This is a genomic window from Bartonella sp. AD24XZML, from assembly GCF_042196485.1.
Taxonomy (GTDB): Bacteria; Pseudomonadota; Alphaproteobacteria; order Rhizobiales; family Rhizobiaceae; genus Bartonella.
The window spans coordinates 1-12,665 of the sequence record NZ_JBHIQH010000110.1 but is presented as its reverse complement, the minus strand read 5'-3'; the positions used below and the strand labels follow the sequence as shown (position 1 = coordinate 12,665).

The window sequence follows — 12,665 nt, the reverse complement described above, 5'->3', positions numbered from 1 at the left end:
GCGCCATTGAGAGCGGTAGAGTCTATTTCAATGTCGAATTCACCCCCACAACACCCGCAGAACATATCACGTTCCGTTCACGCATTGTGAATGATTACTTAGAGGAGATCTTTTAATGACCGTACCTGTTTTACCAAGAGTTTTGAAATATTTTAACATTTTTGTCGATGGTATTCCCTATCAAGCAAAATGTGAAAGTGTCACCCTACCGAATTTGAGTTTGGTCGTTGAAAGTTATCGCGGCGGTGGCATGGATAGCTCCATTGAGGTTGATCTTGGTCTTGAAACCCTCACGCTTAGCATGACCATTTCTGATTGCTCTCCAGAATTAATGGCACTGTTAGGGTGCACCGATGTCAACATTTCATTGCGCAGTTCAATGCAAGCCCAAGGGACACCGGCAGAAGGTGTTGTCATTACCATGAGAGGACTTTGCAAAGGTTTTGAAATGGCAGAATGGCAACCGGGAGGCAAAGCAACTTCTACAGCAACATTCACATTGCAATATTTCAAATATGTCCAGAAGGACGTTGAAATCGTTGAGATAGATGTCCTCAATTTGGTGAGAAAATTCAATGGCGTCAATCAACTCGCAGACCATAGAGAAAATATAGGATTATAAAAATGACCGTCCAAACAAGCATTACACATAAATTATTGATACCTGTTACTTTTGAAGGAAAAGAGCATACCACAATTACCTTACAGCGCCCCAAAACAAAAGATTTGCAAGCAATCGACAAAAAAGAAGGCATAGAGCAAACAATTGCTATGGTTGCACGCCTTTCTGGATGGGCACATGAAGCGGTTGGAGAACTCGACATCAATGATTTGTCGAGCATTGGAGAGATTTTGGAGTCTTTTATCAAGCGGCGGGACACCTCGACTGGGAAACCGCTGCTAAACTCATAGCCGATATCGCCATTGTTTTTCATTGGTCCCTTTCAGACATGATGGAAATGGAACCGCAAGAACTCATATTCTGGCGAAAACAAGCAGCAGAAAGGTATAAGACAAAATGAGTGAAAAAGTTGCTGATGCAAAGGTGAAATTGTCTCTTGAAGACAAACTCACCGCACCTCTCAAACATCTTCAAAAAAAATTCGATACATTGTCAAAAACACTCTCACATAGTTTGGGTATTCCGCGCTTTTCTGCTGCTGTCAAAAACATGACAAAAAGCCTTCATGGCGTTCAAAGTGCTCTTGGAGTGGCGGCAAAGTCGTGCTTCAGTCTTTACCGGTGTCTTAGGGCTTGCTGGTGGTGGTCTTGTGGCAAGTGTAGCCGCCCTCACCATGAAAACCATGCATCTGGGAGATAGTCTTTATCACGCATCACACCATTTAAATATGAGTGTTGCATCACTTCAATTATGGGGTGATGCAGCCGATAATTCAGGCACTTCTGCCGAACTTTTTCAACAATCCTTAGCGGTTTTAAATAGGCGTTCAGCACAAGCCTATGCTGGACAAAAAAGAGGCATGATGGGCTTTGAAGCGCTTGGCATTTCTGTCAAAAACACTTCTGGAAAACTCAAATCCACTTCTGTCTTGTTAGAAGAAATTACCGACAAGATGAGTAAGATGAAAAGCCAAGCACAAAGACAGCATATTGCTGCCCTGCTGTTTGGGGGCGATGGGAAAGAAATGGCGACCATGCTTGCACAAGGCATGGCACCCATTAAAGAACTGTTTGCAAAGGCGCGGAAAGGAAAATGGCTGATAGGTGCCGATGTTGCACGCTATGCCGCAGATTTAAGTGATAAGCTTGGTGCTTTTAAGAAAAAAATAGGCGGTATCGCGAGCTTTATTGGCGCCCGTTTCATGCCCGTGATTAATGATATGATTGACGGTTTTTCAAAATTGATTGATGAAAACCGTGACCTCATCCAAACAACCGTTGCGAGCTGGGCAAAAACCTTAAAAAAAGTCCTTAATGATTTGCTTAATCCTACCTCTAATTTAAGAAAAGGCATCAGTGATCTCACAGAGAGGATTAAAGGCTGGTTCCAATGGCTAGAACCTCTGATTGGTGAAATAACCCTCTTTAAGGTAGGGCTTGTGGCACTTGGTTCGTTCATTTTTGGTCCACTCATTGCCGCATTAGCCGCAGCAGGAGCAGCGTTTGTCACGCTTGGTATCACAATTATGACCACACCTATCGGCTGGATACTTGGTGGTATTGCAGCTCTTGTTGCTGCTGGATATTTGCTCTACAAAAATTGGGACAAAATCAATGGCTGGCTGCTTACATCACTAGCCATAGTAAGTGCAGTTTTTATCAGGCTTGCTTTCGCTCTTTCAGGACCAGTGCTTTCAGCCTTCACTTCTGTTGGTTCTAAAATTACCGGTCTGGCTGTAAACCTTGGAAAATCCCTGCTCTCAAAAATAGTCGCAGCAGATAAAGCTTTTATTAGATTTTCCGCAACTCTGGGAAGATCACTGCTTTCAGCATTAGCCTCAGCTGCTTCCGCAGTTGCGGGTCTTGCGGTATCTCTTGTAACTTCACTTATTCCAGCAATAACCGCTGTTGGTACGGCTTTTATATCGCTTGGGGTTGCTATCATGACCACACCTATTGGCTGGATTATTGGCGGCATTGCAGCTCTTGTTGCTGCCGGATATCTGCTCTACAAAAATTGGGACACAGTCATAAGCTTTATAAGCAAGCTATGGGATTCTTTTGCGAGCTTATGTAGTAATACTTTCAATAACCTCTTGACGTTCTTTAAAAACTTTTCACCACTCTCTTGGATTGCGAAAAAAATCAATGAACTCATTGAATGGCTGTTTGGTGTCGATTTAATGGAAGTAGGATCCAATCTTATTAATGGACTTTGGGACGGTATCAAAAGCAAATGGGATGATCTGTATAACGGTTTTAGCAATATGATGAGTAAATTAACCAGTTGGATGCCAAACTGGATGAAAGAAAAGCTAGGCTTTAATGTCTCAATCAACAAAACTTCAACCCAGACTTTAAAAACCTTTACCGATGAAACTAATGCACGTGCAAAAAAAATGCTGGATACAGCAGTGGTTACAAATACCCCCCCTGAAAAACGCAAAAGTGGCTTTAATACAAGCGTAGTCGAAACAGGACAAATGCAGGCTACAAATGCAAAAGTGGGCGCCTTCAAAGCTCCCAAGCCCATTACCGTTCATAAGCCGGTAGAAGTAGATGCCCGCGTGATGATTTCAAATTTAAATATTTCTGTCCCCAATGGTTTAAAGGACGAAATCAGAGACGCAGTCAATCAAGCCCTTGAACGCTATGCCAAGCAGCAACGCTTGGCTATAGCCTCTAGCCTTTCGGATTAAGCGCCATGATGTTAGCTTTAGGTGGTTTTATTTTTTCCATTGAAACTGCTGCTTATCAAACCCTTGACATGTCTTATGGGGTTCCATGGGTAGAGCAAGGGCGATTGGGACGCAAAGCAGCGCTTCAATTGCCTGCTGTTGCAAATGTGGAATTTTCTCTAACCGGTGTGATCTATCCGGATTTTAAAGGCGGCTATGGACAAATCGAGTATTTGCGACAAATGGCCCATAATGGTCCTCATATTCTTGTGACCGGTCAGGGCAAAATTTTAGGCAAGTTTGTCATTCTTTCTGTAGAGGAAAAGCAAAGCATTTTTCACCAAAATGGGTCCCCAAAAAAACAAGAATTTACAATAAAGTTGAGAGAATATGGTGAAGAGCTATGAGTGATCTTTACGTGACAAAAGAAGGCGATATGGTTGATGCCATTTGCTGGAAATACTATGCAAAGGGTCAACAAGCCCTTGCTGTTGAACGCGTTTATGCAGCAAACTTTGGTCTTGCAGACTATGGACCCATCTTAAAAGCAGGCATCACAATCGTTTTGCCAGCCCTCCCCTATCTTAAAGCCACGCCGGTGATTAGAATTTGGGGCAGTCAATCATGAAACCTTTTTGCACAGTGATGGCAAATGGAGAGGACATCACAAGAACGCTGATGGACTATGTTTTGTCGATTGAAATTACCGATGAAGCAGAAGACAAAAGTGACCGCATTACCATAGAGCTTGATGACCGCGCCCGTGAGTGCGACAATGGCTTTCTTGATATTCCTCTCATCGGAACAATCATTTCCGTAACACTTGGCTATGAAGGAGGCAAAAACCGCGATATGGGAGCCTATTTGATTGATGAAATCTCTGTAAGCAGCCCCCCACAAAGTTTAAGCGTGACCGGACGCGCCGCCTCTATGAACACGTCTTATAGAACACCCAAAAGCCAATCCTATCATCAACAAACCCTTGGCAACATCATTCAAGAGATAGCAGAGCGCAATGGCTATACACCAAAAGTTGACCCTGCTCTTGCTAAAATTGTTGTGCGTCATATTGACCAAACAGCTGAAAGCGATATGGCTTTTGCTACACGCCTTGCAGAAGACTATGATGCGGTAGCAAAACCCGTTGATGGCAAGCTTGTTTTAGCTAGACGGGGTGAAGGCAAAGCTATCACTGGTGAAACACTCCCCGTTGTTATTATCCATGAAAAACTCTGTACCTCTTGGGATTTTAAATATAGCGCACGGGATGAAGCAGGAGCAGCCAATGGCTTAGCAACAGAAGCAGGAGATGATCAAAAAGCCGCCGCTGATGCACGAGAGCCAGAAGAAGTTGAGGAAGGCGAAGATGTTATCCATATGGATGAAAGTGATGCCCAAAATTTGTCTAAAGCAGAGACAGCAACCGAAACATCTGAAAAACAAGAAGAAGAAAAAAAAGGCGGTGTACTTGCAAGCTATCATGATATTCGCAGTGGTGAAAAAAAGGAAGTCAAGGTTGGCAAACCACCATTTCATGAACTCAAATATACCTACCATAACCAATCAGAGGCTGTTGCAGCCATTGCGGCTTATCGCAATAAATCATCGCGTGGGAAATCTTCTTTCTCATGTGATATTGGTGGTGATCCCTTTGTACAAGCAGAAGCAAAGCTTGTTCAAGAGCCCCCTTTCCGCCCCTATATTCCAGCAGAATGGCGCATCAAAAGTGTTAAACACAAGCTTGATAAAACGGGCGGTTACACCACAAAAATAGACTGCGAACTTTTTGATGAAACCCAAGAAGATGCGGCTGGAAACGTTGCAAACACCAGACCAGACAAAGATGATACCCTTGATCCAAACGCCCCCCTTAACGCATGTGATGAAGGCGAAGGCGTTATCCATATGGATGAGGAAGATAGATAAACAAAGCTATTTTATGATGATAAAAAGAAATACTATTTTTATTTTACTATTCCTAAAAATACAGCTAAACAGCGTTCAATTTCTACCATTTTATCTGCATGAATGGAGCCGAAAGCTGGACTAACTTTTTCACATCTTACCGTCATAATCTTATCAATCATGACTTGCGAAGGTTTTTGCAAACCATTTTTGGTATCTGGTTGGAGAGTAATGCGGAGTAATGGCGCATCAACAAGTGTACTTGTAATTGGCAAAACCGTTACACTTGTATGTTCACTGAATTGATTAGCTTGAATGATTAACGCAGGTCTTGGTTTACCAAAATCGCCTTGCATAGCTATTGTGACGAGAGATCCACGCATCATTCTGTCCAGCCATCAACATCCATTAAAGATTGATCCATCAACAACTGCATAGATGTATCTGTTTTATCCATTTTTGCGACTAAGCGACATTGGCGTCGGCACTCTTCTGCAAAGTTCGGTTGGCGAGTATCTGGTACCCAAATTTGCATTAAGCGCAAACCTGCTTTTCTTTGTGCGTTGCGATGTTTTTGAACGCGTTCATTAACGTGCATCGTAGCCATAACAAAATCTCCATTATGTTTCATGTAACGTATAACACAGAAAAAAGTTACATGAAACACTACTTTTAATAAAACGCAATAATTACAATTTTAATCTATCAATCTGCCTCACCTTTTGTGGGGCTTTTTTATAGGAGCAATACATGAGAACAATATCACCAGAAGGGTTAGCACTGATTAAACAATGGGAAGGTTTACGTCTCAATGCCTATAAAGATGCCATTGGAGTGTGGACCATTGGTTATGGACATACAAACAATGCTGGAAAACCTTTTGTTCATAAAGGTATGGCAATCACCGAAAAACAAGCAGAAGAATTTCTTTGCCAAGATTTAAGACAATTTGAAAATGCCGTTGAACAAGCGGTTCAAGTTGCCTTAACCGATGAACAATTCGCGGCTTTAGTCTCCTTTTGCTATAATGTAGGAACAACAGCCTTTTGTAACTCGACACTGTTAAAAAAGCTCAATCAAGGTGAATATGAAGCTGTCCCTGCAGAGCTACAGAAATGGACCAAAGCCGGTGGAAAGCGTCTTGAAGGTCTCGCACACCGGCGTGCAGCAGAAGCAGGCTTGTGGGCGAAAGGTGCTTTTGTTTCCTCTAACTACCAAACCGTAGAAACGCAAGCACCAACGGGACTTTTTAAAGCTGAAGCTCTTGCACCAGTTATTGGTTCTTTTTCAGGGCTTGGAGGCTTATTAGCAGGCAATGGTCCAGTGCAATGGGCGCTCGCCACTATCATGGTTTTAGCCGCATGTGCTGGCATTTTCTTTGTTGCTAAACGTTTTCAGGAACACCGTTTATGATCTTATGGATGAAAAAAAATCTGCTGTTAATAGGCGCGGCTCTAGCCGCTTTTTTTATGGCTTTGGCAAAAGCTTTCACTCTTGGAAAAAAGGCAGAACGGCAAAAGCAAACAGAAAAAGCTTTAAAAGCAGCCACAACACGGCTGGAGGTGGAAAATGAAGTTAATCAGAAAAGTGATACTGATGTGCGTGCTGCTCTCTCTCGTTGGTTGCGGGACAAATAAGTATGTCTCTTGTGTTGGTTGGTTGCCCATTTATTTAGAGAGGCAAGATGTTGACGTCATCAGTTCCAATTTAGCAAGAGAGATCTTAAAGCATAACAAGCAGGGTGAACGTGTGTGTGGGTGGAAACATGGCTAGAAAGCAAAATGAAAAAAACACAGAGCTTACGGAATCAGAAAAAGCCATGCTACAAGAAATGATCATCACCTACCAAAGTGTGAAAATGATGTCGCGTCTCATGAAGTGGATAGTATTTTTTCTTTTTTTGCTTATCCTCGATTTTGCACGTCTCATGGATGCCATAGACAATATCTTTGCACATCTCAAACAGTGGTTAACCAAAAACTGAAAGCCTTATCCCCTCCCCGCTTTTAAAACGGGGAGATGAAATCGGTTTTAAACTTAAGCAGCTTTCGTAACAGATCTTGCTAAGACCCGCTTAGCTTCTTTAATGAGAGCTTTATATTTTCTATTCTCTTCATCGACTCTAAAAGCATCAATAAGACGAACATGGATAGGACCTAAAAGATACAAAGCTTTTTCACCAGCATTCATACCCTCCCAGTAACTTGGCAAATCAAAGCGTGTATCATTATCATAATCACCAGACTGACTTTTTAACTTTTTTTCGCACTCAATAAAGTAACGACGAGCCTGTCTACCTTTCTCATTGCGCTCAACCATGGAAAGCTCTTTTGCCATGTCTAGAGTGAGGTGATAATCTATTGCTGTAACAGCTCTAGATTTTGCGCTCCCCAATTTTGGGGACCGCAAATCTTGTGTTTTTATAAAATCACTACCCTCTTCAAATTTATACTGATGAATGCGGTCTTTAATCCAGGTAGAAAAATCTTTCCCTATTTCCAAAAACGCGTGTAATTCGCGTGCATTTACTGTCTGAACAGTTTCCTGATCAATTGTTTTTTCCGTAAATTTTATAAGAATGTTCATAATGAACTCCTATGTGTTTAAATGTCTTCTATTGACACTCTAGAAGAGCGCCGGGTGCTAGAAAACACGGCACATAGCCCGTCGTTATGCCTTCCCCAAAAGGGTATTGTATAGCATAACCACACCCGGCAAAGCCATTATATGTGTGTAACATACAATGAGTCAAAGCCTTTAATGTGCGGAGAAAAGATTGTATCGGCAATCTATCCGCTATGTGTCTAAGGTGTTTTCTAGGCACCTGATTCGACAATAGACACATTGTTATAAGCCTGTCAAGTCGCTCCTGTTATAAATGCAGCCCACTGTTCCAAGAGAGCATGGCGTTGTTCCAAAAAATCCGTTCGCATATAAGCTTTTGTCACTGAATTCCCAACTGAATGCGCAAGAACAGTTTCTGCAATCTCAAAGGGTGTTGACGTTGTTTCTGCTATCCAATCCCGTAAACTGGAACGAAAACCATGAGGGCGATAAGTCAAACCACAAACTGTCATATATTTTGCCATGCTTGCATCAGAAATTGGCTTGCCTGTAAGACCAGAAAAGAGAAAACCATTTTTTTCAAAGGGAAGAGATTTTTCAATCACTTTTAAAGATTCATCACTTAACGGCACTCGAAAATCTGAAACTTTCCCTACAATGCCCTTCATATTTTCTTTTGGTATTGTCCATATATTTTTATCTATTTGTTCAAGACGCAAATAGCGCAATGGATACGACCGTACTCCAGTCAAAATCAAGAGCTTCAGTGCTAAATTTGAAAGGATATTATCATCCAAACTTTGATAAAATGCTGGAACTTCTTGCCATGGCATAGCAGGAATATTTGTTGGTGTAGCACGGGGTTTTCCCAAAAGGGCGCGTGCTTTCATACAAGCTTGTAGATCAACTTCCAAACCAAGAGCCGCCGCATATTTCAAGCAAATGTTAATACGGTTTAACGCTTTTCGTGCTGTATCTGCTTTTTCATGCCAAAGGGGCGCAAGAACATTGCGAATGATATTAGCCGTTAATTTTTCTATAGAGAGGCTGCCTATGTGTGGAATAACATGCAACTCCAGCGGAGAAAACCAACGCCCATTTTTGCCTTCATTTTTTAACTCTGCTTTTTTACTTTCAAAAGCCGCTGTTGCAATCTCACTGAATATGTTGCTTTGCTGTTTTAAGACAGTTTGTTCTCGAAAGACAATAGGGTCATTGCCTTCTTTGAGAATAGCACTATAATGTTTGGCAAGTTCGCGCGCTTCTTTCAGAGAAAGTTGTGCAACTGGACCGAGCCCCATTTCACGGCGTTTATTGTGGTATGTGTAACGAAAAAACCAAGAGCGTGTATTGTCTTTTCTAACATTCAGCCATAACCCCGCCCCATCGCAATATTTACCTTGAGAAGCAGACTTGACAAGCAATGCTGATAACCTATGAATCCCCCTCACTTAATTTCCCTTCTCGTCCACCTTTTCACACATTGCCCGTCCACCTTTTTGGGTCCACCTTTTAGACCACCTTAATTTTTTGATTTGAGATTTTTTCTTTAATTCTTAATTTTTTTATTGGAACATAAAAAATNCACCTTAATTTTTTGATTTGAGATTTTTTCTTTAATTCTTAATTTTTTTATTGGAACATAAAAAATTATAGACATCAATAGCTCTTGCACATATTTATACGGCTTGATTCTTGTTGCTAAAGCCCTGTCTGCCGCGTCTGGGCACCACACTCTTCTTTGTTATATGTAACCTATTGTTTTTACTGTTGTAGCTTGCCAGCGGGTTTTGTATATTTTGCCACTAGGTTTTGTACCAATTTATTTTTTTTCAAAGAGTTTTTAAGGTGTTCTCAAAGGGTCTTCAAAGACCTTATCTAAAGGGTATTTAAAGCCTCTTTTCTTTTCTGCTCAAAATCGCAATTTGAGATGATCAATCATTGAGTTGGAATCGTATTATTTGAGAAGCAGTATGCATAAAATGGTATGACTTCTTTTAGCATAAATTGACTGATGATTTTTCTGTATCCTAAGCACATTATTCAGGACATTATTAAAAAGAGAAGCGTTTAAGCAATTCGGTCAACTTGACCGAATTGCTCTTTTTTGACTTTATGTTGATTACTACCATCCCCACCAACCTTAATTTCCCCAAACTTCTTTTCCCACAATTCGCGATAAGTCTGGACAAAAAGCGCACGATCAATAACAGACAATTCATTGCGAAACAGGTTTTCCACAACTTCTAAAAGCGCAGCATTCTCTTTATCCGCCTGCACCACAACAGCATCAATGTCACTATAGCCCAAAAGCTCCGCAGCCCTCAGCCGGTGTGCACCAGCAATCAGCGTGTAATTACCCTCTTTAGCATTGGGCGTATGGCGCACCGTAATCGGATTCATCAATCCCTCCCGCGCCATTGATTGTGCAAGTGCCTTGGCATGCTCATCATCCACAGGGCGTATACGCTCCGGCACCACAATCACATCAAAAGCAAGCTTTTGAAACTGTGCCATCACGCCCCCGCCTTTCTGATCTCTTTAAAGAATAAATCCATCGCACGACCCGCCCATCTTCGATAAGCTTTCGCAAAAACGAGTTCTTCCAAACGCCGGTTAATCACTTGCAAAGCAAGAAAGATAGCAGTCTGCTTCCGTACTTGCATCGCAACAATACGCCGCCGCGGCACCTCAAATTGATAATGCAAAATATGAATGGCAATTTGCCGCGCTAATATCGCATCAAACAATCCATGCGGAGGGTCAATAATATACCGGATCGGTACATGCCGAAAGCCACCACTCACTGCTTTTAAAGAACAGGAAAGCATCATTTGTAACCGTTCAGCTTCTGAATAAGGATTAAAGATTTCTCTTTTTGCCTCTGGCATCCATAAATTATAAGCTGCAACCATAACCATCCCCCATTAGTAAAATCTGCTTACAACCTATGGAAAATAAAACTACCCAAACGGCTGTTCTATGATGCAACTCTATGCAATTTATCTTGCCTATTTCGTATTGATCTTTAGACATTGATAAACCTTTTCATCTTATGGTATTTAAATTCATGGCAAATGCGCAAAAACGCAAAGCCGTGTAACGAAGTTCAAGCAGCATTACCGCGCAATGCGGCCTGTGTTACCGAATCTGTATTGGCATGTTTTGCTGCTTTAAAAATGCGACGGCGACTTTTGGGGTAGCGGTCGCTAAAAACCTGCTCAACGGGCAAACCGATAAAATCGGCAATAGCACGTTCGGTTTTCTCGTTAGACCGTGTCCAGATATGTTGAACACTGGACGAGGAGAGTTGATAAGCTTTCGCGAGCTCCGCCAAGGTCATGTTACGGCGGCGTAGCTCGGCTAAAATACTATGGCGATCCCATACTTGTGTGATAGTCATAAACTTCGCTCCTGCTTCAAACGGATGCTCCCACATCCGTTTTTTGTGGGGTTAATTGTAGAATATATGCCCTCTATATCGGGCGGTAATTAGAGGTATAATTCGCTTTTGTGGATTAGGAGTGATTTTTTTGGCACGTCCTAAAAAAGAACCTAAAACAGAACTGGCAAAACGATTGCGTGAAGTACGGCTTGCCCTTGGTTTTTTGGAACGCAAACAATTCGCTGATCATCTTGCAGTACCTGAAAGTACTATGAGTAACTACGAAACTGGTTTGCGCGAACCTCCTGTATCAATGTTGGTAATTTACAAAAATATTTGCGGTGTATCTGTGGAATGGCTAGCTACAGGTGAAGGTGAGATGTTTACAGACGTAGCAAAAGCGAAAACATCGGATTTTAAGACACCCACCATCCCTACTGGACTCATGAAAAAGCTCGGTCGCATAGCTTATACAACCTATCGCGATGCAAATATAAAACTCCCCCCTGAAGATATAGCGGAACTCGCGGCGGAACTTTATAGAAAACTGCAAGAGCTTGTTCAAAACATCAACGACATGGAAGAGGTCGAAGCGACTTTCCCTCTTCTAAAACTGCATTTAAAGCGTCAAATCGAAGCTGAAAGAGTACATCTAGAAGCTACACAAGATACGGCTTAATGCCTCTCTAAGATGAATGGGGGAAGCTCTTTTTAAAATCCTGTAATTTAAGCTAACCTAAATATGAATAAGGAGCATTTTTGGCTCGCCCCGAACTAGAACCTAAAACACCATTGGCAAAACGCCTACGTGAAATAAGACGAATCTACGGAAATAAAGAACGTAGTATCTTTGCGCAACGGCTTAATTTACAACGTGGCACCCTTGCCAATTATGAAATTGGAGCACACGAACCAACATGCTCAACAATTAACGCCTATTATACGGCCTATAACATTAATCATCATTGGCTCGTTACGGGTGAAAGCGAAATGTTTAGTGACATGGCAAAGGCGAAAGCAGCTGGTTTTAAACCACAAACTATCCCTGCTGGTCTCATGAAAAAGCTTGGTCGCATAGCTTATACAACTTATCGCGATGCAAATATAAAACTCCCTCCTGAAGATATAGCGGAACTCGCGGCGGAACTTTATAAAAAACTGCAAGAGCTTGTTCAAGACATCAACGATACGGAAGAAGTCGAGCTTATTTTACCTCTTCTAAAATTGCATTTAAAGCGTCAAATAGAGGCTGAAAATGCACATCCAGAAACTACATAAGATATAGCTTAATGCCTCTCTAAAATGAAAAATGCTTTTTACTCAACTTTTAGAGATTTCCACTTATATATGGAAATCTTTTTTGCTTTTTTGGTCATTTTTGGCTGATTTTGGAGTCGATCGAACTTTTGGATTGATTTTTTTCAAAGGGTCTTCAAAGGCGGTTTTCTGGGCTTTCACAGACTTTTCAAAATTTTTCACAGGGTTTTCAAAGACCTTTCAAAGCCTTCTCT

General features: G+C 41.6%; 21 protein-coding genes. 14 read left to right on the top strand and 7 right to left on the bottom strand.

Features of this window, described 5'->3' with window-relative positions:
* Positions 1-115: 115 nt before the first annotated feature.
* Genes ACFIMX_RS09940 through ACFIMX_RS09905 form a run of 8 tightly spaced genes read left to right on the top strand, consistent with a single transcriptional unit; the run spans position 116 to position 5,225 of the window.
* Entirely contained in the window at positions 116-622 is a 507-nt protein-coding gene (locus ACFIMX_RS09940) for a phage major tail tube protein (RefSeq protein ID WP_375694416.1), read from the top strand.
* 2 nt (positions 623-624) lie between these two features.
* The gene (locus tag ACFIMX_RS09935; protein WP_375694415.1) at positions 625-912 is read left to right on the top strand and encodes a phage tail assembly protein; all 288 of its coding nucleotides are present in this window, start codon (positions 625-627) and stop codon (positions 910-912) included.
* A gap of 38 nt (positions 913-950) precedes the next feature.
* Positions 951-1,022, top strand: coding sequence for a GpE family phage tail protein (locus ACFIMX_RS09930; RefSeq protein WP_081485993.1), 72 nt, complete (start codon positions 951-953; stop codon positions 1,020-1,022).
* The gene (locus ACFIMX_RS09925) at positions 1,019-1,321 is read left to right on the top strand and encodes a hypothetical protein (RefSeq protein WP_375694414.1); all 303 of its coding nucleotides are present in this window, start codon (positions 1,019-1,021) and stop codon (positions 1,319-1,321) included. The genes ACFIMX_RS09930 and ACFIMX_RS09925 overlap by 4 nt, the downstream gene beginning before the upstream one ends.
* Positions 1,206-3,320: a phage tail tape measure protein gene (locus ACFIMX_RS09920; protein WP_375694413.1), complete on the top strand. Its 2,115-nt coding sequence runs from the start codon at positions 1,206-1,208 to the stop codon at positions 3,318-3,320. Before ACFIMX_RS09925 ends, ACFIMX_RS09920 begins: the two co-directional genes overlap by 116 nt.
* 5 nt (positions 3,321-3,325) lie before the next feature.
* A complete protein-coding gene (locus tag ACFIMX_RS09915; RefSeq protein ID WP_375694412.1) occupies positions 3,326-3,706 on the top strand; it encodes a phage tail protein in 381 nt (126 codons plus the stop codon).
* Positions 3,703-3,927 (top strand): tail protein X, encoded by a 225-nt coding sequence (locus tag ACFIMX_RS09910; RefSeq protein WP_375694411.1) that lies wholly within the window; start codon positions 3,703-3,705, stop codon positions 3,925-3,927. The genes ACFIMX_RS09915 and ACFIMX_RS09910 overlap by 4 nt, the downstream gene beginning before the upstream one ends.
* Positions 3,924-5,225: a late control protein gene (locus ACFIMX_RS09905; RefSeq protein WP_375694410.1), complete on the top strand. Its 1,302-nt coding sequence runs from the start codon at positions 3,924-3,926 to the stop codon at positions 5,223-5,225. The genes ACFIMX_RS09910 and ACFIMX_RS09905 overlap by 4 nt, the downstream gene beginning before the upstream one ends.
* A gap of 38 nt (positions 5,226-5,263) precedes the next feature.
* Here the strand turns inward: ACFIMX_RS09905 and ACFIMX_RS09900 are convergent, their stop codons facing one another.
* Together ACFIMX_RS09900 and ACFIMX_RS09895 are read right to left on the bottom strand one after the other, a co-directional pair.
* Positions 5,264-5,587 carry a type II toxin-antitoxin system PemK/MazF family toxin gene (locus ACFIMX_RS09900; RefSeq protein ID WP_375694417.1) on the bottom strand — a complete coding sequence of 108 codons (324 nt, stop codon included), beginning with the start codon at positions 5,585-5,587 and terminating at the stop codon, positions 5,264-5,266.
* The gene (locus ACFIMX_RS09895; protein ID WP_019224016.1) at positions 5,587-5,811 is read right to left on the bottom strand and encodes an antitoxin MazE family protein; all 225 of its coding nucleotides are present in this window, start codon (positions 5,809-5,811) and stop codon (positions 5,587-5,589) included. The genes ACFIMX_RS09900 and ACFIMX_RS09895 overlap by 1 nt, the downstream gene beginning before the upstream one ends.
* Before the next feature lie 143 nt (positions 5,812-5,954).
* Here ACFIMX_RS09895 and ACFIMX_RS09890 point away from each other — a divergent pair, with 143 nt between their 5' ends.
* The 4 genes from ACFIMX_RS09890 to ACFIMX_RS09875 are packed head-to-tail and all read left to right on the top strand — an operon-like array spanning position 5,955 to position 7,188.
* Positions 5,955-6,617, top strand: a complete 663-nt coding sequence (locus ACFIMX_RS09890) for a lysozyme (protein ID WP_375694409.1) — start codon at positions 5,955-5,957, stop codon at positions 6,615-6,617.
* A complete protein-coding gene (locus ACFIMX_RS09885; RefSeq protein WP_375694408.1) occupies positions 6,614-6,841 on the top strand; it encodes a hypothetical protein in 228 nt (75 codons plus the stop codon). Before ACFIMX_RS09890 ends, ACFIMX_RS09885 begins: the two co-directional genes overlap by 4 nt.
* A complete protein-coding gene (locus tag ACFIMX_RS09880) occupies positions 6,774-6,977 on the top strand; it encodes a hypothetical protein (protein ID WP_034447462.1) in 204 nt (67 codons plus the stop codon). The genes ACFIMX_RS09885 and ACFIMX_RS09880 overlap by 68 nt, the downstream gene beginning before the upstream one ends.
* Positions 6,970-7,188, top strand: coding sequence for a hypothetical protein (locus tag ACFIMX_RS09875; RefSeq protein ID WP_375694407.1), 219 nt, complete (start codon positions 6,970-6,972; stop codon positions 7,186-7,188). The genes ACFIMX_RS09880 and ACFIMX_RS09875 overlap by 8 nt, the downstream gene beginning before the upstream one ends.
* A 53-nt stretch (positions 7,189-7,241) precedes the next feature.
* Here ACFIMX_RS09875 and ACFIMX_RS09870 read toward each other — a convergent pair whose 3' ends face one another.
* The 5 genes from ACFIMX_RS09870 to ACFIMX_RS09850 form a co-directional block, all read right to left on the bottom strand.
* Positions 7,242-7,790, bottom strand: a complete 549-nt coding sequence (locus tag ACFIMX_RS09870; protein ID WP_375694406.1) for an antA/AntB antirepressor family protein — start codon at positions 7,788-7,790, stop codon at positions 7,242-7,244.
* 272 nt (positions 7,791-8,062) lie between these two features.
* Complete coding sequence (locus tag ACFIMX_RS09865) at positions 8,063-9,220, bottom strand: tyrosine-type recombinase/integrase (RefSeq protein ID WP_375694405.1); 1,158 nt, start codon at positions 9,218-9,220, stop codon at positions 8,063-8,065.
* Positions 9,221-9,839: 619 nt separating this feature from the next.
* Entirely contained in the window at positions 9,840-10,286 is a 447-nt protein-coding gene (locus ACFIMX_RS09860; RefSeq protein WP_375640665.1) for a ParB/RepB/Spo0J family partition protein, read from the bottom strand.
* A complete protein-coding gene (locus tag ACFIMX_RS09855; protein WP_375640666.1) occupies positions 10,286-10,684 on the bottom strand; it encodes a hypothetical protein in 399 nt (132 codons plus the stop codon). Before ACFIMX_RS09855 ends, ACFIMX_RS09860 begins: the two co-directional genes overlap by 1 nt.
* Positions 10,685-10,878: 194 nt before the next feature.
* Positions 10,879-11,172, bottom strand: a complete 294-nt coding sequence (locus ACFIMX_RS09850) for a helix-turn-helix domain-containing protein (RefSeq protein WP_375640667.1) — start codon at positions 11,170-11,172, stop codon at positions 10,879-10,881.
* A 130-nt stretch (positions 11,173-11,302) separates the two neighbouring features.
* Here ACFIMX_RS09850 and ACFIMX_RS09845 point away from each other — a divergent pair, with 130 nt between their 5' ends.
* Positions 11,303-11,833 carry a helix-turn-helix domain-containing protein gene (locus ACFIMX_RS09845; protein ID WP_375694404.1) on the top strand — a complete coding sequence of 177 codons (531 nt, stop codon included), beginning with the start codon at positions 11,303-11,305 and terminating at the stop codon, positions 11,831-11,833.
* 80 nt (positions 11,834-11,913) lie between these two features.
* Positions 11,914-12,432 (top strand): helix-turn-helix domain-containing protein, encoded by a 519-nt coding sequence (locus ACFIMX_RS09840; protein ID WP_375640670.1) that lies wholly within the window; start codon positions 11,914-11,916, stop codon positions 12,430-12,432.
* Positions 12,433-12,665 lie beyond the last annotated feature (233 nt).

Bases quoted from the DNA above. Each gene is read 5' to 3' on its own strand.
- ACFIMX_RS09910 (WP_375694411.1), top strand. From the start codon at position 3,703: ATGAGTGATCTTTACGTGACAAAAGAAGGCGATATGGTTGATGCCATT.
- ACFIMX_RS09935 (WP_375694415.1), top strand. From the start codon at position 625: ATGACCGTCCAAACAAGCATTACACATAAATTATTGATACCTGTTACT.
- ACFIMX_RS09915 (WP_375694412.1), top strand. From the start codon at position 3,326: ATGATGTTAGCTTTAGGTGGTTTTATTTTTTCCATTGAAACTGCTGCT.
- ACFIMX_RS09905 (WP_375694410.1), top strand. From the start codon at position 3,924: ATGAAACCTTTTTGCACAGTGATGGCAAATGGAGAGGACATCACAAGA.
- ACFIMX_RS09860 (WP_375640665.1), bottom strand. From the start codon at position 10,286: ATGGCACAGTTTCAAAAGCTTGCTTTTGATGTGATTGTGGTGCCGGAG.
- ACFIMX_RS09885 (WP_375694408.1), top strand. From the start codon at position 6,614: ATGATCTTATGGATGAAAAAAAATCTGCTGTTAATAGGCGCGGCTCTA.
- ACFIMX_RS09890 (WP_375694409.1), top strand. From the start codon at position 5,955: ATGAGAACAATATCACCAGAAGGGTTAGCACTGATTAAACAATGGGAA.
- ACFIMX_RS09850 (WP_375640667.1), bottom strand. From the start codon at position 11,172: ATGACTATCACACAAGTATGGGATCGCCATAGTATTTTAGCCGAGCTA.
- ACFIMX_RS09900 (WP_375694417.1), bottom strand. From the start codon at position 5,587: ATGCGTGGATCTCTCGTCACAATAGCTATGCAAGGCGATTTTGGTAAA.
- ACFIMX_RS09875 (WP_375694407.1), top strand. From the start codon at position 6,970: ATGGCTAGAAAGCAAAATGAAAAAAACACAGAGCTTACGGAATCAGAA.
- ACFIMX_RS09895 (WP_019224016.1), bottom strand. From the start codon at position 5,811: ATGGCTACGATGCACGTTAATGAACGCGTTCAAAAACATCGCAACGCA.
- ACFIMX_RS09925 (WP_375694414.1), top strand. From the start codon at position 1,019: ATGAGTGAAAAAGTTGCTGATGCAAAGGTGAAATTGTCTCTTGAAGAC.
- ACFIMX_RS09870 (WP_375694406.1), bottom strand. From the start codon at position 7,790: ATGAACATTCTTATAAAATTTACGGAAAAAACAATTGATCAGGAAACT.
- ACFIMX_RS09855 (WP_375640666.1), bottom strand. From the start codon at position 10,684: ATGGTTGCAGCTTATAATTTATGGATGCCAGAGGCAAAAAGAGAAATC.
- ACFIMX_RS09880 (WP_034447462.1), top strand. From the start codon at position 6,774: ATGAAGTTAATCAGAAAAGTGATACTGATGTGCGTGCTGCTCTCTCTC.
- ACFIMX_RS09940 (WP_375694416.1), top strand. From the start codon at position 116: ATGACCGTACCTGTTTTACCAAGAGTTTTGAAATATTTTAACATTTTT.